The sequence below is a fragment of the Thiopseudomonas alkaliphila genome, assembly GCF_001267175.1.
Lineage (GTDB): Bacteria > Pseudomonadota > Gammaproteobacteria > Pseudomonadales > Pseudomonadaceae > Oblitimonas > Oblitimonas alkaliphila.
On the sequence record NZ_CP012358.1, the window covers coordinates 1,872,725 to 1,891,199 of the forward strand.

General features: G+C 47.7%; 14 protein-coding genes and 1 pseudogene. 9 read left to right on the forward strand and 6 right to left on the reverse strand.

All coding sequences use genetic code 11. The features are described 5' to 3' along the window. The first annotated feature begins 12 nt into the window (after window positions 1-12). Genes dnaN through gyrB form a run of 3 tightly spaced genes read left to right on the forward strand, consistent with a single transcriptional unit; the run spans window position 13 to window position 4,654 of the window. Complete coding sequence (gene dnaN, locus AKN87_RS09035; protein WP_053100829.1) at window positions 13-1,116, forward strand: DNA polymerase III subunit beta; 1,104 nt, start codon at window positions 13-15, stop codon at window positions 1,114-1,116. Between the two features lie 18 nt (window positions 1,117-1,134). After that, a complete protein-coding gene (gene recF, locus AKN87_RS09040) occupies window positions 1,135-2,229 on the forward strand; it encodes a DNA replication/repair protein RecF (protein ID WP_053100830.1) in 1,095 nt (364 codons plus the stop codon). Between the two features lie 4 nt (window positions 2,230-2,233). Further along, window positions 2,234-4,654 (forward strand): DNA topoisomerase (ATP-hydrolyzing) subunit B, encoded by a 2,421-nt coding sequence (gyrB, locus tag AKN87_RS09045; RefSeq protein WP_053100831.1) that lies wholly within the window; start codon window positions 2,234-2,236, stop codon window positions 4,652-4,654. A 62-nt stretch (window positions 4,655-4,716) separates the two neighbouring features. On the opposite strand, the gene AKN87_RS09050 is transcribed toward gyrB, so the two are convergent. After that, window positions 4,717-6,042 (reverse strand): ATP-binding protein, encoded by a 1,326-nt coding sequence (locus tag AKN87_RS09050; protein ID WP_053103212.1) that lies wholly within the window; start codon window positions 6,040-6,042, stop codon window positions 4,717-4,719. Further along, on the reverse strand, window positions 6,039-6,701 hold the full coding sequence (locus AKN87_RS09055; RefSeq protein WP_053100833.1) for a response regulator: 663 nt from the start codon (window positions 6,699-6,701) through the stop codon (window positions 6,039-6,041). Before AKN87_RS09055 ends, AKN87_RS09050 begins: the two co-directional genes overlap by 4 nt. A 131-nt stretch (window positions 6,702-6,832) precedes the next feature. Here AKN87_RS09055 and dsbD point away from each other — a divergent pair, with 131 nt between their 5' ends. Genes dsbD through dsbG form a run of 3 tightly spaced genes read left to right on the forward strand, consistent with a single transcriptional unit; the run spans window position 6,833 to window position 10,140 of the window. Continuing rightward, entirely contained in the window at window positions 6,833-8,548 is a 1,716-nt protein-coding gene (dsbD, locus tag AKN87_RS09060; protein WP_080995548.1) for a protein-disulfide reductase DsbD, read from the forward strand. Beyond that, the gene (locus AKN87_RS09065) at window positions 8,548-9,360 is read left to right on the forward strand and encodes a TlpA disulfide reductase family protein (RefSeq protein ID WP_053103213.1); all 813 of its coding nucleotides are present in this window, start codon (window positions 8,548-8,550) and stop codon (window positions 9,358-9,360) included. Before dsbD ends, AKN87_RS09065 begins: the two co-directional genes overlap by 1 nt. A 21-nt stretch (window positions 9,361-9,381) precedes the next feature. Next, window positions 9,382-10,140: a thiol:disulfide interchange protein DsbG gene (dsbG, locus tag AKN87_RS09070; protein WP_053103214.1), complete on the forward strand. Its 759-nt coding sequence runs from the start codon at window positions 9,382-9,384 to the stop codon at window positions 10,138-10,140. Between the two features lie 65 nt (window positions 10,141-10,205). Here the strand turns inward: dsbG and trpA are convergent, their stop codons facing one another. Both trpA and trpB read right to left on the reverse strand, forming a co-directional pair. After that, the gene (trpA, locus tag AKN87_RS09075) at window positions 10,206-11,012 is read right to left on the reverse strand and encodes a tryptophan synthase subunit alpha (RefSeq protein ID WP_053103215.1); all 807 of its coding nucleotides are present in this window, start codon (window positions 11,010-11,012) and stop codon (window positions 10,206-10,208) included. Then, entirely contained in the window at window positions 11,009-12,220 is a 1,212-nt protein-coding gene (gene trpB / locus AKN87_RS09080; protein WP_053103216.1) for a tryptophan synthase subunit beta, read from the reverse strand. Before trpB ends, trpA begins: the two co-directional genes overlap by 4 nt. A 99-nt stretch (window positions 12,221-12,319) precedes the next feature. Here trpB and AKN87_RS09085 point away from each other — a divergent pair, with 99 nt between their 5' ends. Further along, on the forward strand, window positions 12,320-13,246 hold the full coding sequence (locus AKN87_RS09085) for a LysR family transcriptional regulator (protein ID WP_053103217.1): 927 nt from the start codon (window positions 12,320-12,322) through the stop codon (window positions 13,244-13,246). Window positions 13,247-13,403: 157 nt separating this feature from the next. After that, on the forward strand, window positions 13,404-15,206 hold the full coding sequence (locus tag AKN87_RS09090; RefSeq protein ID WP_053103218.1) for a phenylacyl-CoA dehydrogenase: 1,803 nt from the start codon (window positions 13,404-13,406) through the stop codon (window positions 15,204-15,206). A gap of 407 nt (window positions 15,207-15,613) precedes the next feature. Here AKN87_RS09090 and msrA read toward each other — a convergent pair. Beyond that, window positions 15,614-16,159: pseudogene (gene msrA / locus AKN87_RS09095) on the reverse strand (peptide-methionine (S)-S-oxide reductase MsrA); the annotation flags it as partial. 266 nt (window positions 16,160-16,425) lie between these two features. Here msrA and hemE point away from each other — a divergent pair. After that, window positions 16,426-17,496 carry a uroporphyrinogen decarboxylase gene (hemE, locus tag AKN87_RS09100; RefSeq protein WP_053100841.1) on the forward strand — a complete coding sequence of 357 codons (1,071 nt, stop codon included), beginning with the start codon at window positions 16,426-16,428 and terminating at the stop codon, window positions 17,494-17,496. 81 nt (window positions 17,497-17,577) lie between these two features. On the opposite strand, the gene AKN87_RS09105 is transcribed toward hemE, so the two are convergent. Next, the gene (locus tag AKN87_RS09105) at window positions 17,578-18,474 is read right to left on the reverse strand and encodes a LysR family transcriptional regulator (RefSeq protein WP_053103220.1); all 897 of its coding nucleotides are present in this window, start codon (window positions 18,472-18,474) and stop codon (window positions 17,578-17,580) included. Window position 18,475 lies beyond the last annotated feature (1 nt).

The following is an 18,475-nucleotide window of genomic DNA, read 5'->3' on the forward strand; positions in this document are numbered from 1 at the left end:
ATAGGATTTGTTATGCACTTTACTATTTCACGCGAGGCGCTGCTGCCTGCTTTACAACTAGTAGCAGGAGTGGTTGAGCGTCGCCAAACCATGGCAGTGCTGTCAAACATCTTGTTAGTGTTGCAAGGCCAAGAATTAAGTTTGACCGGTACTGACACTGAAGTTGAGTTAGTCGGGCGAGTCACTTTAGATCAGCCTGGGGAATCAGGTGAAATTACAGTACCTGCGCGTAAACTAATGGATATTTGTAAAAGCCTACCTACCGATGCGCAGTTAAACATAGAGCTAGATGACCATCGTTTAGTGATTAAGTCGGGCCGTAGTCAGTTTACCCTGACCACGTTACCGGCGGCTGACTTCCCATCAGTTGAAGAGAGTGCAGGCTCCTTAATGCTCAATATTGAGCAGAAAAAACTACGCCACCTAATTGAGCGCACTAGCTTTGCCATGGCCCAGCAAGATGTGCGTTATTACCTTAATGGTTTGTTACTGGAGGTGCGCTCTGGACAATTGCGTGCAGTAGCAACCGATGGTCACCGTCTGGCAATGTGTGAGGTGGATACTGGGGTTGATCGCAATGATGAGCACCAAATAATTGTGCCGCGTAAGGGAGTGCTTGAGCTGGCTCGCTTAATGAGTTCAGATAGCGAGCACGTTAATTTAGTGTTTGGCAGTAACCATATTCGCGCCACTACACCTAATTTTACCTTCACCTCTAAATTGGTTGACGGCAAGTTTCCAGATTACGAACGAGTACTGCCACAAAACAGCAGTAAATTAGTAACGGCTAATCGCTTAGGCTTAAAAGATGCTTTAACCCGAGCTTCAATTTTATCTAATGAAAAGTATCGTGGAATTCGCTTAGATCTAGAAAATAATTTACTGCGCATCGAAGCCAATAACCCTGAGCAAGAGCAGGCTAAAGAAGAAGTGGCAGTGGAGTACTTGGGCGAGCCATTAAATATTGGATTTAACGTCAGCTACCTATTAGATGTGCTTAATGTCATGACTGAAGAGCAGGTGGTGCTGCGTATGGCCGATGCTAATAGCAGTACCTTGTTGCAAGAAGCCAGTAATGCCAACTCGTCATACGTTGTTATGCCAATGCGCATTTAGGGCTAAGCCGCAATCTTTATGGGCATTCGCCAATTACAGATTAACGGGGTGCGCAATCTACACCCCGTAACTCTTAATCTTTCCCCGCAAATTAATGTCTTTTATGGCGAGAATGGCAGTGGTAAAACCAGTGTCTTAGAAGCCATTCATTTGTTAGCACTCACGCGCTCTTTCCGTAGTAATCGAATTCAGCCGGTGATTCAGCAGCAGCAAGAGCAATGTCTAGTATTTGCTGAGTTACACGATGTAAGTTTAGATACAGTCCATCGACTAGGTATGAGTCGTAATCGTCAGGCTGAGTTACAGTTACGTTTAGATGGGCAGGCAATAAAAAGCGCTGCTGAATTAGCTGCAGTGTTGCCGGTGCAGGTGATTAATCCCGATAGTTTTAGTTTGTTAGAAGGGGCGCCTAAGGTCCGTCGGCAGTTTTTAGATTGGGGAGTGTTCCACGTGGAACATTCTTTTATGCCCGCTTGGCAAAGGCTACAGCATTCGCTGCGGCAAAGAAATTCATTGCTGCGTCATGCTACAATAGACCCCATTTCTCAGCAGAGCTGGGACCGTGAGCTAAGCTTAGCAAGCGCGCAGATTGATCAGTTACGCCAAGCCTATATTCAGCAGTTAAAACCTGTGTTTGAAGAAGTACTGGGCAAACTTATTACCCTTGAAGGGCTCAGCCTAAGTTATTACCGCGGCTGGGATCGAGAGCGCGAACTAAGCGAAGTGTTACTAAGTAATTATGAGCGTGATCGGCAGCTGGGATATACCCAAGCCGGACCACAGCGGGCAGATTTACGGATAAGAATTGGCACCACTAACTCGGTTGATGTGTTGTCCCGAGGCCAGCAGAAGCTGGTAGTCTGTGCCCTAAGAATTGCCCAGGGTTATCTGTTATCACGTTTGCGTCAACACAACTGTATTTACCTTGTGGATGATCTGCCATCAGAGCTTGATCAGCAGCATCGTAAGGCGTTATGTCAGTTGTTAGAAAATTTAAATTGTCAGGTTTTTATCACCAGTATTGATAAAGACCTAATGATCCATGATTGGAGTGAAGCCACTTCGGTCAAAATGTTCCACGTGGAACATGGACAAATCACACCTTCGGAGTGAATGCATGAGCGAAAATAAATCTTACGACTCCAGTAGTATTAAGGTTCTGAAAGGCCTAGATGCGGTTCGTAAACGTCCTGGCATGTACATTGGGGATACTGATGACGGCACAGGATTACACCACATGGTATTTGAAGTGGTGGATAACTCGATTGATGAAGCTCTGGCAGGTTACTGCGATGAAATTAGCATCACCATTCATACTGACGAATCTATTACTGTACAAGATAACGGTCGTGGTATTCCGGTCGATATTCACGAAGAAGAAGGCGTTTCTGCTGCTGAAGTGATTATGACCGTTCTACACGCTGGCGGTAAGTTTGACGATAACAGCTATAAGGTTTCTGGCGGATTGCACGGTGTAGGGGTGTCGGTGGTTAACGCGCTGTCTAAGCAGTTAATTATGACCATTCGCCGTCAAGGTAAAGTCTGGGAACAGACCTATGTGCATGGTGTACCGCAGGGGCCGATGTCACCGATTGGTGATACTGATGCGAGCGGTACTCGCATCCACTTTAAGCCTTCAGAAGAAACCTTCCGTAATATTCAATTTAGCTGGGATGTGTTGGCTAAACGCTTACGCGAATTATCCTTCCTCAATTCTGGGGTAGGGATTCTGCTTAAAGACGAGCGTAGCGGCAAAGAAGAATTGTTTAAGTATGAAGGTGGTCTGAAGGCGTTTGTTGAGTACTTAAACACCAATAAAACCTGCGTCAATGATGTGTTTCACTTTACGGTACAACGTGAAGAGGATGGGGTTGGCGTTGAAGTGGCGATGCAGTGGAATGATGGTTTTAATGAGAGCATTTTATGCTTTACCAACAATATTCCACAGCGTGATGGCGGCACCCATATGGCGGGCTTTCGTTCGGCACTGACTCGTAGTCTGAATAACTACATTGAGGCTGAAGGTTTAGGTAAGCGTGAGAAAGTAAGCACCACAGGTGACGATGCCCGTGAAGGTCTGACTGCGATTATTTCGGTCAAGGTGCCTGATCCTAAGTTTAGCTCGCAAACCAAAGACAAGTTGGTGTCGTCTGAGGTGAAAACTGCAGTTGAGCAGGAGATGGGTAAGTTCTTCGCCGACTTTTTATTAGAAAGTCCAAACGAAGCCAAGGCCATTGTTGGCAAAATGATTGATGCGGCCCGCGCCCGTGAAGCCGCTCGTAAAGCCCGAGAAATGACCCGTCGCAAAGGTGCCCTCGATATTGCTGGGCTGCCGGGTAAGCTGGCCGATTGCCAAGAGAAAGATCCGGCGTTATCAGAGTTATACATTGTGGAAGGGGACTCTGCTGGCGGATCTGCCAAGCAGGGACGAGACCGTAAAACCCAAGCTATTTTGCCGCTGAAAGGTAAAATTTTAAACGTTGAGAAAGCACGCTTTGATCGGATGATTTCGTCCCAAGAAGTGGGTACTTTGATTACAGCGTTAGGCTGTGGAATTGGTCGTGAAGACTACAATATTGACAAGTTGCGCTATCACAACATTATCATCATGACCGATGCTGACGTGGATGGTTCGCACATCCGTACCTTATTGCTCACCTTTTTCTTCCGTCAATTACCCGAGTTAGTTGAGCGTGGCTATATCTATATTGCTCAGCCGCCGCTGTATAAAGTTAAGCGCGGTAAGCATGAGCAATATATCAAAGATGATGAGGCCATGGATGAATACATGACCCAAGCGGCATTGGAAGAAGCCAGCTTGCATGTTAATGAAAACGCGCCAGGCTTATCCGGTGCTGCGCTTGAAAGCTTAGTTAATGAATACCGTGGAGTGATGAAAACCTTAGATCGTTTATCACGCCTGTATCCAAAAGAAATGACCGAGCATTTTGTCTACCTGCCACGCTTAGAAGCTACCGAGCTTACTAGCCAATCAGCTGTTGCTGCTTGGGTTGAGTTACTGCAAGCAGAGTTAGATGCAGTAGAAAAATCAGGTGAGACCTATACGGTCTCGGTCCGTGAAGATAAAGAGCGAGGTTTATGGTTGCCTGAAGTTAAAATTAAGGCCCATGGTTTAGCTAATTATGTCACCTTTAACCATGATTTCTTCGGTAGTAATGATTACCGGAGCATGACTGAGCTTGGTGCTAAGCTGAATCAGTTACTGGAAGAAGGCGCTTACGTTAAGCGTGGTGAGCGCACTAAAGCGGTCAGCTCGTTTAAAGAAGCACTTGATTGGCTACTCACTGAAAGCATGCGTCGCCACAGTGTACAACGCTATAAAGGATTAGGTGAGATGAACCCAGAGCAATTGTGGGAAACCACCATGGATCCCAATACCCGCCGGATGCTGCAAGTCACTATTGAAGATGCAGTGGCCGCGGATCAGATCTTTAATACCCTCATGGGCGATCATGTAGAACCCCGCCGCGAGTTCATTGAAACCAACGCTTTAGCTGCCTCTAACTTAGATTTTTAGTTAAGGTTATACGCTTAAGAAAAGGCGAGCTCAAGATGAGCTCGCTTTTTTTGTACCGCTAATTAAGAATCCACAGTGGTTAAAATAGGCAGATATAAGCGCGCAATTAAGCCTTGGGGCTGGTTGCTGCTGAGGGAGAGTTGTCCTTGATAGCGATCGGTAATGGCCTGCACGATGGCCAGTCCAAGGCCAGAACCTTGCTGATTACTGGCGCGCCAGAAGCGTTGATGCATCTGTGCCAGTTGCTGCTGATCGAGGCTAAGCCCTTGATCCTTCACCTCAAAAATTAGATCTTGCTCGATTTGGCTGAGGGTGAGGGTAATCGGTTGCTGGTGGCTATAGCGCAGGGCATTTTCTAATAAATTGCGCAGAGCAATCACCGCTAAGGATTCAGGTAGTGCTAAGCGCACCGGTTGTTGCAGCTGGTTATCGAGTTGAATCCATTGTGGTTGTAAGTTGGTAAGTTCTGACAGGCTAACGCGTACTACCTGATCGGCCAGTACCCCTTGTTCATCTTCAAATAGCTCAGTGGCTTCAACCCGCGCCAATAACAGTAATTGCTCTAGGGTGCGCTGTAGACGTTCAACGCCATGCTCGGCTTTAGTCAGCGCGACTTGCGACTGCTCACCGTTGGTCATCTGGGCCAGTTGTAGATGGGTTTTTATTGCAGTAAGCGGGGTGCGTAGCTCATGGGCGGCATCTCCGGTGAAGCGCCGTTCTCGAGCTAATAAATCCTCAATTCGGGCAAATAGCTGATTTAACGTATCAACCAAGGGCGCTAGCTCGTGGGGTAAAGGCTTGAGCGGTAAGGGGGCTAAATCATTGGCTGAACGTTGAGCTAGGCTATGGCGCAACTGTTTAAGCGGTGCTAAACCTTGGCCAATTCCAAGCCAGATCAGCACCAAACTTCCCAGCAAAGCTAAGAGTACCGGTAACGCAGCAGCGATTAAGATCGAGCGCTCCAAGGCTTCACGTTCTTCCATGCGATCAGCGGTGGTAACCATTAATTGATTACGGGTCAGGGTAAAGGTGCGCCAGCGATCGGCATCAACGCTGGTTTCGCTAAAGCCGCCGGCATGGCTCGCTAAAGCCTGACTGGGGCTGCTGGGGGTATGCACCAAGACTTCGCCCCGCAGCGAGTTAACTTGGCAGACTAAGCCATCAGGAATCCCCAGCTGATCAGTGGCTAATGGATTACTAGGAATCAGTAGCGGTGGCGGCAGTTGCTCTAATAAGCCAGCGACCATACGCGCTGAAGAGGCTAAGCGCTCATCTAGGGCGTAGGAGACCTCTTTACGCAAATCACCCAGCAACCAGATAGCTGCTAAGGACCAGAGCAAAATAAAGGTACCACTGAGGGTCAGCAGGAGGCGGCGGCGAATACTCATGGTGCCGGGCCTAAACGAAAGCCTAAACCGCGGACAGTTTCCACAATCTGGCTGCCCAGCTTACGGCGCAAATTATGGATATGCACATTCAGCGCATTGCTTTCTACACCCTCACTAAAACCATAGAGACTGTCTTGTAGTTGCTCGCTGCTGAGAATGCGCCCAGGGCTATGCAGTAACGCCATCAATAACGCATGCTCTTTGGCTGAGAGTAAGACCGGTTGCTGATTGAGAGTGACCGACTTCCCAGAAGGATCGTAAGTGAGTGCTCCATACTCAATTAAATTACTGCTTCGGCCGCTGCTGCGGCGTAATAAGCTGTGCAACCGAGCAGCTAGTTCCCGTAAGTCAAAGGGCTTGAGCAAATAATCATCGGCCCCCGCCTGTAGGCCAGCTACGCGCTGGGTGACGGCATCGCGGGCGCTTAAAATCAGCACCGGTAAATCGATTCCTTGCTTACGTTGCCGCTCTAAAAAAACTAAGCCGTCTTCATCGGGCAGGCCTAAATCTAAAATTAAAGCATCAAAACTGGCCAGTTTTAAAGCTTGTTCAGCAGCGGCAGCAGTGGCCATATGGTCTACGGTAAAGCCTTGTACGGTTAATCCAGCCACTACGCCTTCGGCAATTAAGTGGTCATCTTCAACTAAAAGTACATGCATCGAGCCTGATCCTTACGCCATTAAGTGACGCACTAGCAAAACGTAAGCCTGTATCATACAGCGGATTTCTTAATCCTAGATTAATCGCCATCGGTAGAATACTAACGCAAACTATTCTTAAAGGGTGTGTCATGCCTCGTTTACTCTCATGGTTGCTGTTGTTCTGGTTAATTCCAGCCCAGGCATTTATTACCAATCAAGATGATTTTTTACCGGTGGAACAGGCGTTTCAGTTTGAATTGATTCAGCCTGATCAAGGTCAGCCAATTTTGGCTTGGAAGATCGCCGATGGTTATTATCTTTACCAACATAAGCTTGGCTTAATTGATGACAGTGGAACGGCGGTTGAGTTGGAGTTGCCGCCGGGAATTCCCCATTCTGATGAGTATTTTGGTGATTCTGAAATTTACCGTAATCAACTCTCAATTAATTTGCCTGAAGCTGTCGAGCCACCTTACGAGGTGCGCTGGCAAGGTTGTGCGGATGCAGGTTTATGTTATGCACCTCAAGAGTTAGTTATTGGTGGCGAGTTAAGCCAAACGGGAGCGCCTGCGTTAGCTGAGGATCAAAGCATTGCTGCCACCTTGGCCGATGCTGGGTTGTTGTGGAATTTAGTGGCCTTTTTTGGCATGGGCTTACTGTTAGCCTTTACTCCGTGCATGCTGCCAATGCTGCCGATTCTAACCAGTGTAGTGGGTGGCGCTCAGCGTGGTGGCTGGAGCGGCGCGCGGCTGGGACTGGCCTTTGTGCTGCCGATGGCATTGGTGTATGCACTCTTGGGGGTATTGGCGGCTAAGCTTGGGGGCAACTTACAGGCCGCGCTACAGCAGCCGTGGCTCCTGATTCCCTTTGCTGGAATTTTTATTGCTTTAGCCTTAGCTCAGTTTGGGGTGTATACCCTGCAATTACCGGCAGTGATTCGTGATCGCTTACAAACGGTAGATCGCAAACAAAAAGGCGGCAACATGCTGGGCGTGGCGATTATGGGAGCGTTGTCGGCATTGCTGGTGGGCCCCTGCATGACCGCACCGTTAGCCGGAGCGCTGCTGTATATCGCCCAAAGTGGTGATGGCGCAACCGGTGGACTGGCATTATTTGCCCTTGGCTTAGGGAGCGGAACGCCACTGCTGTTAGCGATTAGCTTTGGTATGCGCTGGATGCCAAAACCTGGGGTATGGATGGAAAACGTCAATAAAACCTTTGGCTTTGCCTTAATTGCAGCCGCTATTTTAATCACTCAACCGCTGTATAGCGATACCTTGGCCTTGGGTTTATGGGGCGCTTGGTTATTGAGTGTAGCGGTATTTTTTAGCCAGGTGCAGGCTACGAGTAAGCTGTATTTTATCGGTCGTTATTTAGCTTTTTTATTAGGGATTTGGAGTGCGGCCATGATTTTTGGAGCGGCCGCTGGAGGTTATGATCCTTTGCGTCCACTTTCAGGCTTAACAGCCGGTGCATCGGTAGCCAGTGCTCATCAGCAGCAGTTTTTGCGTACGCCATCGGTTGATGAGCTAAAGCAACAGCTGGCCCAAGCACAGCAACAAGAGCAATGGGCATTAGTGGATTTTTACGCCGACTGGTGTGTTTCTTGTAAGGTGATGGAACGTGAAGTATTTGCTAAGCCAGAGGTACAACAGGCATTAGCTGGCATGCGTTTACTGCAAATTGATGTGACTGATAACACCAAAGCACAGCAGGCCTATATGCAAGAAATTAGTATCATGGGGCCCCCGACGATTTTATTTATCTCCCCTGATGGTAGCGAGATTCGAGCCCAGCGTATTACTGGAGAGGTCAATGCTGAGCAATTTTTGGCTTACTTAGCCCGCGCTAAAGGAGAGGCTTAATGTTAAGTGTTAACTTGGGACCTTTAGCTATTCCAGCAAACTTAGCGTTATTGTATTTAGGCTTTTTTATCGCCTGGATGACCGGCTGGATTATTGGCCGTAAGCGTGGAGTTAATCCAGAATCAGCACTTTTTAATATGCTGTTAGGCGGTGCCTTAGTTGCTCGAATCGCCTTTGTGGTGAGTTATTTTGAGCAATATAAAGCCCAGCCGTTAGGCATGCTGGATATTCGTGATGGCGGTTTTTTACTCATCCCAGGATTGATTGCCGCGATTGTGATTGGCGTGTTATATGCTATTTGGCAGCGATCATTACGTACACCGCTGAGTATTGGCGTGGTGGTTGGTGCTATGATTTGGGGGGCTGGAATTTCACTGTTGAGTGCCTTTGAAAGCAGTCAAAGTATCCCTGAGTTGGCCTTGCGTGACTTGCAGGGAAATCCTGTGGCTTTGCATGAGTTAGACGATAAACCCTTAGTGGTGAATTTGTGGGCGACTTGGTGTCCACCTTGTCGTCGCGAAATGCCGGTATTAGAAGCGGCACAAAAAGCCAATCCAGATGTCCGTTTTGTGTACGTCAATCAAGGTGAAGGGCAAGAATTAGTGGCTGATTTTTTATTGCAGCAACAATTAGAGCTATCCGGTGTATTACTTGACAGTGGCGCGCGGGCGGGACAAGCCGTCGGTTCGCGCTCCTTGCCTACCACCTTATTTTATAACAGTGGCGGTCAGTTGCAGCACAGTCATTTGGGTGAGCTGTCCAATGCCAGTTTAGATCATTCGTTGAAGCACATTAAAGCTTCAGCTAAGTAATAGAGAACAAGGAAATTTTTAATGAAACCATTTGCAATTGCATCACTCGCTGCACTTTTAGCCGCGCCTGCTGTGGCGCTAGACGCAGACTATCCTGCGCCGATTAAAGCCATGCAAGAGCGTGGCATTGAAGTGTTAGAGAAGGTCGACGCGCCGGCCAATCTAACCGCTTACACTGCACTGTATCAGGGCCGCCCTTTAGTGTTGTATGTAACCGCAGACAATAAGCATGCGTTAATCGGTAGCTTACTAGATGAGCAAGGGACAGACTTAACTAGTTCGGTAATTGAGGAAAAAATTGCCCGTCCCCAAGGGGAAAAAATGTGGGCAGAAATGGAGAAAATGGATTGGATTAAAGATGGTTCAGATAAAGCGAAGCAGGTCGCCTATGTTTTTACTGATCCCAATTGCCCTTACTGTAAAAAATTCTGGGCCGATGCGCGTCCTTGGGTAGATGCAGGAGAGGTTCAGCTGCGCCACTTTGTGGTAGGTATGTTAAGTGAGGGCAGTGCGAAAAAAGCAGCGTCTATCTTAACGGCTAAAGATCAAACCAAAGCATTAAATGATAACGAGAGTGGTAAAAAAGCAGCAAAAGAAATTACCGTGTCCGCGGCAGTGAAAAAGCAGTTAGACACTAATATGCAGATGATGCAAGGATTAGGTGCAAGCGGTACACCAGCGATTTTCTATAAAGATGAAACGGGTTTACTGCAACTGCAGCCCGGTGCAGCCAGTGCTGAAAAACTGGTGGAAATGTTTGGTGCTAAACCGAAGAAATAATCTTGGGTTAAGCAAAAAAGGCGCTATCACAGCGCCTTTTTCATTTTTAATTTTAGCTTCAGTCGTTAGCGAGCACTGCGAATGCCTTGGCTTAGCTCGCGGCACAGTGCCAGCACCTCATCCACAGCTTGCTGATCATTCTCAGCTTGCTCGATTTTATTGACTAAAGCTGAACCGACCACCACGCCATCAGCACGCTTGGCAACTTCTGCCGCATGTTCAGGGGTGCGAATTCCAAAGCCAATACATACCGGTAAATCTGAGTGGCGACGAATTCTCGCGACGGCTTCTTCCACTTGATCCATGGTAGCTGAACCAGCTCCTGTGACTCCGGCAACGGAAACATAATAGACAAAACCAGCGCTTCCGGCTAAGACCGTAGGTAACCGTTGATCGTCAGTGGTGGGAGTGGTTAAGCGAATAAAATCTAATCCAGAGGCTTGGGCGGGCGTACAAAAATCAGCGTTATGTTCGGGGGGTAAATCCACCACAATCATGCCATCGACGCCAGCGGCTGTGGCATCGGCAATAAATTGCTCAACACCGTAGTGATAAATAGGGTTGAAGTAACCCATTAATACCACTGGAGTTTCTTGGTTAGTTTGACGAAACTCACTGACCATTTGTAACGTTTTACGTAGATTTTGACCGTTGGCCAATGAGCGTAAGTTAGCCTTTTGAATCGCAGGACCATCGGCCATTGGATCGGTAAAGGGCATCCCTAGCTCGATAATATCGGCCCCAGCGGCTGGTAAACCCTTAAAAATTTGCAGCGCCGCTGAATAGTTAGGATCCCCTGCAGTGACAAAGGTAACTAGTGCGGCACGATTTTCTTGTTTTAGCTTGGCAAAGCAATCTGTAAAGCGGCTCATGCTGGTTGCTCCTCTAGGTTTAAATAGTGCATGACCGATTGCATGTCTTTATCACCACGGCCAGAGAGATTCACTACCATTAGGTGATCAGTTGGCAGTTTGGGTGCTCGTTTAAACATTTCAGCCAGCGCGTGGGAGGATTCCAGTGCCGGAATAATTCCCTCTAAACGGCAGCACTCTTGGAAGGCGGCTAAGGCTTCATCATCTGTAATTGCGGTATATTCCACCCGACCGATATCATTTAACCAAGAGTGTTCAGGGCCAATACCTGGGTAATCTAAGCCTGCAGAGATTGAGTGAGCATCTACAATTTGGCCATCTGCATCTTGCAGTAAGTAGGTTTTATTACCGTGTAATACTCCCGGTTTGCCACCTTTTAAGCTGGCCGCATGCAAGCCAGTTTCTACCCCTTTACCGGCGGCTTCTACGCCAATAATGTGGACGCTGCTGTCATCTAAAAACTCATGGAATAGTCCCATGGCATTTGAGCCACCGCCAATGCAGGCGATTAAGCTATCGGGTAGACGGCCTTCTTGTTCCTGTAGTTGCTGGCGGGTTTCCTTGCCAATGACCGCTTGGAAATCGCGCACCATGGCCGGATAAGGGTGAGGGCCTGCCACCGTACCAATTAAATAAAAGGTGCTATCGACATTGGTTACCCAGTCGCGCAGCGCTTCGTTCATGGCATCTTTTAATGTGCCGGTACCAGCGGTTACCGGAATCACCTCAGCCCCTAATAACTTCATCCGAAATACGTTAGCTTGTTGGCGCTCAATATCGGTTGAGCCCATATAAATAACGCACTGCAAACCAAAGCGAGCAGCTACTGTGGCGGTGGCAACACCATGCATACCAGCACCAGTTTCAGCAATAATGCGCTTTTTACCCATGCGTCGGGCCAGTAAAATTTGGCCAATACAGTTATTAATCTTATGCGCACCGGTATGGTTGAGTTCTTCACGCTTGAGATAAATTTTAGCTCCGCCACAAAACTCAGTAAGGCGCTCGGCAAAATACAAAGGGCTTGGGCGACCTACATAATCACGCTGAAAGTAAGCTAGCTCTTGGGCAAAGGCTGGGTCCTGTTTCGCTGCTTCGTATTCTTTGCCTAGTTCTAAAATGAGTGGCATCAGCGTTTCAGCGACGTACTGTCCACCAAACTGGCCAAACAGTCCTTTGGCATCGGGTGCTTGAGAAAACTGGCTCATGATAAGTCCTGTTAAAAATAATTAATGGCGTCAAGTTAAAGGATTGATTGGCGCAATAAAAGCGATATTATTGAGTGAATAGGTTAGGAAAACTCACATATGGAATCGGTAGAACTCCCTCCGCTTAATGCACTTCGGGCGTTTGAAGCAGCGGCTAAACATCAAAGTATCAGTCTTGCTGCAGATGAGTTGTGTGTGACCCATAGCGCAGTGAGCCGACAAATTAAACAATTAGAAGAATACTTAGCAGTAACGCTATTTAGTAAACAGGGGCGCGGCGTAAAACTCACAGAAGCCGGTGAGCGCTTATATCAGGCAAGCCATCAGGCGTTTAATCTGTTGCGACAAGTGACTTGGCAGCTTCAGCAGCAACAACAGGAAGCACCTTTTGTGCTGAGTTGTCCTGGTAGTTTGTTGGCGCGTTGGTTAATCCCTAGACTCGATCAACTGAAGCACGATCTGCCCCAGTTACAGTTACAAGTAGTGACCCATGAAGGCGATGATGCAGTCGATATTCATAATCCCTATGTTAATGCTTACCTAAGCTTTAGCCAGCCGCCTTGGCCACAGCAGATGCACGTGATTGAATTGGCCGATGAGCGAATAGGGCCAGTGGTTAGTGGCTATTCAGCATTAGCAGAACAATTACAGCAGGCAAGTCCTGAGCAGTTAACTCAGGTGCCATTGCTATATACACAGTCAAGGCCACAAGCATGGCCCAACTGGTTGGCCGCCCATGGCTTAACTGTCGAACAATTATCCTTTGAGCAAGGTTTTTCCCATCTTTATTATTTGTTAGAAGCTGCTGTTGCAGGTTTAGGAGTAGCCATTGCCCCCGAGCTTTTGGTGCAAGATGATATGGCCAAGCAGCGTTTAATTGCCCCTTGGGGCTTTCATAACACCTCAGGCAAGCTGGTTTTACTGCTGCCTAAGCAGAAACTAAACCCGCAGGCGCAACTGTTTGCCCGTTGGTTACAACAGCAAATTGCATCAGGTGAAGAGGGGGGAAAATCAGTTCAGAACTAAAGTCGTAGGCGAGTTTCGAAGCACTTGACAAGTGCGGGGTCTGAACGTAACTTTTCAAACGACTGTTTGAGAGTGGCAAAAACGATGATTCCCACTCTTTTTTTAGAATCTTGTTGTGGATTTACGCAAGGTCATTACACCTAGAGGTGATTCAACTATGGCTAACTATAAAGCTCCTTTACGCGATATTCGCTTTGTTCGTGATGAATTATTAGGTTACGAAGCGCACTACCAAAATTTAAACTGTGAAGACGCAACACCGGATATGGTTGATGCGATTCTTGAAGAAGGGGCTAAATTCTGTGAAGAAGTTTTAGCACCATTAAATCGCGTAGGTGACCAAGAAGGCTGTACTTGGAGTGCTGAAGGTGTGACCACGCCGACCGGTTTTAAAGAAGCCTATCAGCAGTTTGTTGAAGGTGGCTGGCCAAGCCTAGCTCACGACGTTGAGCACGGTGGTCAGGGCTTACCTGAGTCACTGGGGATTGCTATCAGTGAAATGGTGGGTCAGTCGAACTGGTCATGGGGTATGTACCCAGGTCTGTCCCACGGTGCAATGAATACACTGCACGCTCACGGTACAGAAGAGCAACAAGCCACTTACTTAACTAAATTAGTCTCCGGTGAGTGGACCGGTACCATGTGCTTAACCGAGCCACACTGTGGTACTGACTTAGGTATGCTGCGTACTAAAGCTGAACCTAATGCCGATGGTAGCTACAGCATTACAGGTACTAAGATCTTTATTTCAGCCGGTGAACACGACATGGCTGATAACATCGTGCACATTGTATTAGCCCGCCTGCCTGATGCGCCGCAGGGTACCAAGGGTATCTCGTTATTTATCGTGCCTAAGTTCTTACCGAACGCTGAAGGCGGTGTGGGTGAGCGTAACGGCGTGACCTGTGGTTCTATTGAACACAAAATGGGTATCCACGGTAACTCAACTTGCGTGATGAACTTTGACGCGGCGACCGGTTTCTTGATTGGTCCACCAAACAAAGGTCTAAACTGCATGTTCACCTTTATGAACACTGCTCGTTTAGGTACTGCACTACAGGGCTTAGCCCACGCTGAAGTTGCGTTCCAAGGCGGTATTGAATACGCCCGTGAGCGGATCCAGATGCGTTCTTTAACCGGACCTAAAGCACCAGAAATGGCTGCTGACCCAATCATCGTACACCCTGATGTGCGCCGTATGTTACTGACCACTAAAGCCTTTGCTGAAGGTAATCGTGCGATGTTGTACTACGCAGCACAACAGGTTGATATTCTGCAGCGCAGTAAAGATGAAGAAGAGCGCAAAGCAGCGGATATGATGCTGGGCTTCTTAACCCCAATCGCTAAAGCCTTTATGACCGAAACTGGTTTTGAAGCGGCTAACCACGGTGTACAGATTTTTGGTGGCCACGGTTACATCTCTGAGCACGGTATGGAGCAGAACGTACGTGATAGCCGTATTTCTATGCTGTATGAAGGTACCACTGGGATTCAAGCGCTTGACTTATTAGGCCGTAAAGTTCTGATGACTCAAGGCGAAAGCTTAAAAGGCTTTACCAAGGTAGTACACAAATTCGTTAAAGCTAACGAAGAAAACGATGCGGTTAAAGAGTTCGTGGCGCCGCTTGCAGAGCTCAACAAAGAGTGGGGCGACATCACTATGAAAGTAGGGATGGCAGCGATGAAAAACCGTGAGGAAGTCGGTGCAGCTTCTGTGGATTACCTGATGTACTCAGGTTATGCTTGCCTTGCTTACTTCTGGGCTGATATGGCGCGTTTAGCTGCCGAGAAAATTGCTGCAGGCACCACTGAAGAAGCGTTCTACAAAGCGAAAATTCAGACTGCACGTTTCTACTTTGCTCGTATTCTGCCGCGTACTCGCGCGCACGTAGCTGCAATGTTATCTGGTGCAGATAACTTAATGGATATGGCTGACGAAGACTTTGCATTAAGTTACTAAGACTTAGGTCTTGGAACGACAAAAAGGCCCATGCAAATGGGCCTTTTTGTGTTATAAGTATATGCATTCTTATATCTTTTAAAGTCATCACGCTTTGTAAGCTTTCTCTTACAAAGCGTGATGACTTTTTCGTATTCCATACTTTTTATTGCGCACTATAATGGCACCCAAGGAATGAGGCAGGGCGCCTCCTACTAGAAGTGAATCTAGCGGCAACCATGAGGGTTGAGCTTACAAGGATGTCAGGAGAAAACCACACACGACGAAAGCTGTGGTAAAAGGACAACGACAGGAGTCGTTCATCAGGAGTGGAATCTGATGATAGTAAGGATCCTTGATTGACAGGGATGTAAGGAAACAGTCTGCAAAACCCCGCTTAGGCGGGGTTTTATTTTTCTGCTAAATAATTAGCTCAGTGCGCAACCTGTACCCCGTAGACCACAGTAACCATTGGGATTCTTGGCTAAATACTGTTGGTGTTCCGTTTCTGCATAATAAAACCGAGGAGCCATGGCTATTTCGGTAGTGATCATCCCTTTGCCATAGCGATTCAATTGCTTTTGAAATTGAGCCTTTGAAATCTCGGCTAATTCCAGTTGTTCCGCCAGTGAGCAGTAAATGACCGAGCGATACTGACTGCCAATATCATTGCCTTGGCGCATGCCTTGGGTTGGGTCATGGGACTCCCAAAAAACCGTTAATAAATCCCAGTAAGCTACTTGCTTAGGGTTATAAACCACCTTGACTACTTCAGCATGCTGAGTCTGGCCCGTACATACTTCAAGATAACTAGGGTTGTCGATTACTCCTCCAGAATAACCCACTGCGGTTAAGTAAACCCCTGGCTGCTGCCAAAAGCGGCGCTCTGCGCCCCAAAAACATCCCATACCAAAATAAGCCACTGCTAATCCCGTAGGTGTCGGTTGAGTAAGGGGACGCTGAAAAATAGGGTGAATGGTTTGCATAGCCTAAAGCCTATTAATTAAGAAGAGTGAAAGCAGGGCGGTAAGCCTAGAAACTTTCTGACAACTTTGAAAGCGAAGGGTTGATGTCCTGTAACTGCTTAAGTTCAGGTATGATAGGCAAACATTTTAAGAAAAAGCAGTGAAATAATAAAAACAGAGCGATAGTTTCCAGGAAATATTGAAATATCCTGACTTATCGAGACTTTTGACCAAAATTCACCGCACAAACTTCTACTTAATTATGGACTCCTGCTATGACTACTCTGAAAAATGATCGTTTTCTTCGCGCCCTGCTGAAACAGCCGGTAGATGTCACCCCGGTCTGGATGATGCGTCAAGCAGGACGCTATTTACCTGAGTATCGAGCAAGCCGTGCTAAAGCGGGAGACTTTATGAGTCTCTGCATGAATCCCGAGTTTGCTTGTGAGGTTACGTTACAGCCCCTAGAGCGTTACCCATTAGATGCGGCGATCTTGTTTTCAGATATTCTAACCATTCCAGATGCGATGGGTTTAGGCCTGTATTTTGAAACCGGTGAAGGTCCGCGTTTTCGCAATGTAGTGGATACACCCGAAGCGATTGAAGCGTTACCGATTCCAGATGCCAATGATGATCTGGGTTATGTAATGGATGCGGTGCGCACTATCCGCCGTGAACTCAATGGCCGTGTGCCGCTCATTGGTTTTGCCGGTAGCCCTTGGACTTTAGCTACTTACATGGTTGAAGGTGGTTCTTCTAAGGACTTTCGCAAGTGTAAGGCGCTGATGTACAACAATCCGCAAGCCATGCATATGCTCCTAGATAAGCTAGCGCAATCAGTGACGAGCTACCTGAATGCACAAATTCTCGCCGGTGCTCAAGCCGTACAGATCTTTGATAGCTGGGGCGGTAGTTTATCCGATGTGGCTTATCAAACATTCTCGTTAGCTTATATGCAAAAAATTGTTGATGGCTTAATCCGCGAACATGAAGGTCGCCGCGTACCAGTGATTTTGTTCACTAAAGGTGGTGGTTTGTGGTTAGAGTCAATGGCCGATACTGGCGTTGAAGCTTTGGGGCTTGATTGGACTTGCGACATTGGCAGCGCGCGTCAGCGCGTGGGCGATAAGGTAGCTCTACAGGGCAACATGGATCCTTCGGTACTGTACGCTAGCCCTGATTCGATTCGCGATGAAGTGGCCCGTATTTTAGCCAGCTACGGTACTGGTACCGGTCATGTATTTAACCTTGGCCACGGCATTACACCGCAGGTTGATCCTGAGCATGCAGGCGCCTTTATTAATGCAGTGCATGAGTTATCAGCTAAATACCACGAGCAAAACTAAGCACTCTAGTTTTCGCTAGACCGCTGTATTAGCGATATCCACCAGCCCTGCTAGCCTTAGGTTATGCAGGGCTGCTTGGTTTTATGCCAGTGCTTGCTGCAATTGCTCGGTTAAAAAATCAATCATTACTCGCACCTTCAACGGTAAATAGCGCTGCTTAGGATAAAACGCATAAATTCCCTCTTGCGGCATCACCGGTTGATCCAAGGTTAAGTTGACTAAACGCCCATCGGCGAGAGCATCACGCACTAAAAAGTCGGGTTTATAGATAATGCCTTGGCCGCCAATGGCTGCTATGACTAAGGCATCACCATTATTAGCGGTAAGATTACCGCTAACCTCAACCACAGTTTGTTGATGCGTACCAAATGCCCAGCGATTGGGCTCGCTCAGGCTGTACTGTAAACAGTTATGCTGGGCTAAATCGGCCACAGTTTGCGGTGTGCCGTGTTGCGCTAAATAAGCCGGTGCTGCACACACATGCAGTTGGCAGTCGGCAAGTTTACGCGCTTGTAAGCTGGGGCTATTGGCTAAGCTGCCGATCCGAATCCCCATATCCCAGTGGCCAGCCAATAAATCGATCGCTTGATCTGTTAAACCCAATTCCACTTGCACCTGGGGGTAAGTTTGGCTAAATAACGGCATTAATGGCGCTAGGTATTTAATCCCAAAGCTTAGGGGAACATTCATCCGCAATATCCCTTGGGCTTGGTGCTGCTGGGCGGAGACCATGCGATTGGCCTCACTGATATCAGCCAAAATTCGTTCGCAGGCGGGTAGGTAGTTAACCCCAGGCTCAGTAATGGATAGGCGTCGGGTAGAGCGATGAAACAGCTTAACTCCCAAATATTCTTCTAGCTGTGTTAAATAGCGTCCGGCCATAGTAGGCGAAAGTTCTAGCCGCTCGGCAGCTGCAGAAATACTGCCTTGCTGTGCAGCCAAGACAAACACGCGCATCCCCGTTAATTGATCGAACATT

Bases quoted from the DNA above. Each gene is read 5' to 3' on its own strand.
- dnaN (WP_053100829.1), top strand. From the start codon at position 13: ATGCACTTTACTATTTCACGCGAGGCGCTGCTGCCTGCTTTACAACTA.
- recF (WP_053100830.1), top strand. From the start codon at position 1,135: ATGGGCATTCGCCAATTACAGATTAACGGGGTGCGCAATCTACACCCC.
- gyrB (WP_053100831.1), top strand. From the start codon at position 2,234: ATGAGCGAAAATAAATCTTACGACTCCAGTAGTATTAAGGTTCTGAAA.
- AKN87_RS09050 (WP_053103212.1), bottom strand. From the start codon at position 6,042: ATGAGTATTCGCCGCCGCCTCCTGCTGACCCTCAGTGGTACCTTTATT.
- AKN87_RS09055 (WP_053100833.1), bottom strand. From the start codon at position 6,701: ATGCATGTACTTTTAGTTGAAGATGACCACTTAATTGCCGAAGGCGTA.
- dsbD (WP_080995548.1), top strand. From the start codon at position 6,833: ATGCCTCGTTTACTCTCATGGTTGCTGTTGTTCTGGTTAATTCCAGCC.
- AKN87_RS09065 (WP_053103213.1), top strand. From the start codon at position 8,548: ATGTTAAGTGTTAACTTGGGACCTTTAGCTATTCCAGCAAACTTAGCG.
- dsbG (WP_053103214.1), top strand. From the start codon at position 9,382: ATGAAACCATTTGCAATTGCATCACTCGCTGCACTTTTAGCCGCGCCT.
- trpA (WP_053103215.1), bottom strand. From the start codon at position 11,012: ATGAGCCGCTTTACAGATTGCTTTGCCAAGCTAAAACAAGAAAATCGT.
- trpB (WP_053103216.1), bottom strand. From the start codon at position 12,220: ATGAGCCAGTTTTCTCAAGCACCCGATGCCAAAGGACTGTTTGGCCAG.
- AKN87_RS09085 (WP_053103217.1), top strand. From the start codon at position 12,320: ATGGAATCGGTAGAACTCCCTCCGCTTAATGCACTTCGGGCGTTTGAA.
- AKN87_RS09090 (WP_053103218.1), top strand. From the start codon at position 13,404: ATGGCTAACTATAAAGCTCCTTTACGCGATATTCGCTTTGTTCGTGAT.
- hemE (WP_053100841.1), top strand. From the start codon at position 16,426: ATGACTACTCTGAAAAATGATCGTTTTCTTCGCGCCCTGCTGAAACAG.
- AKN87_RS09105 (WP_053103220.1), bottom strand. From the start codon at position 18,474: ATGTTCGATCAATTAACGGGGATGCGCGTGTTTGTCTTGGCTGCACAG.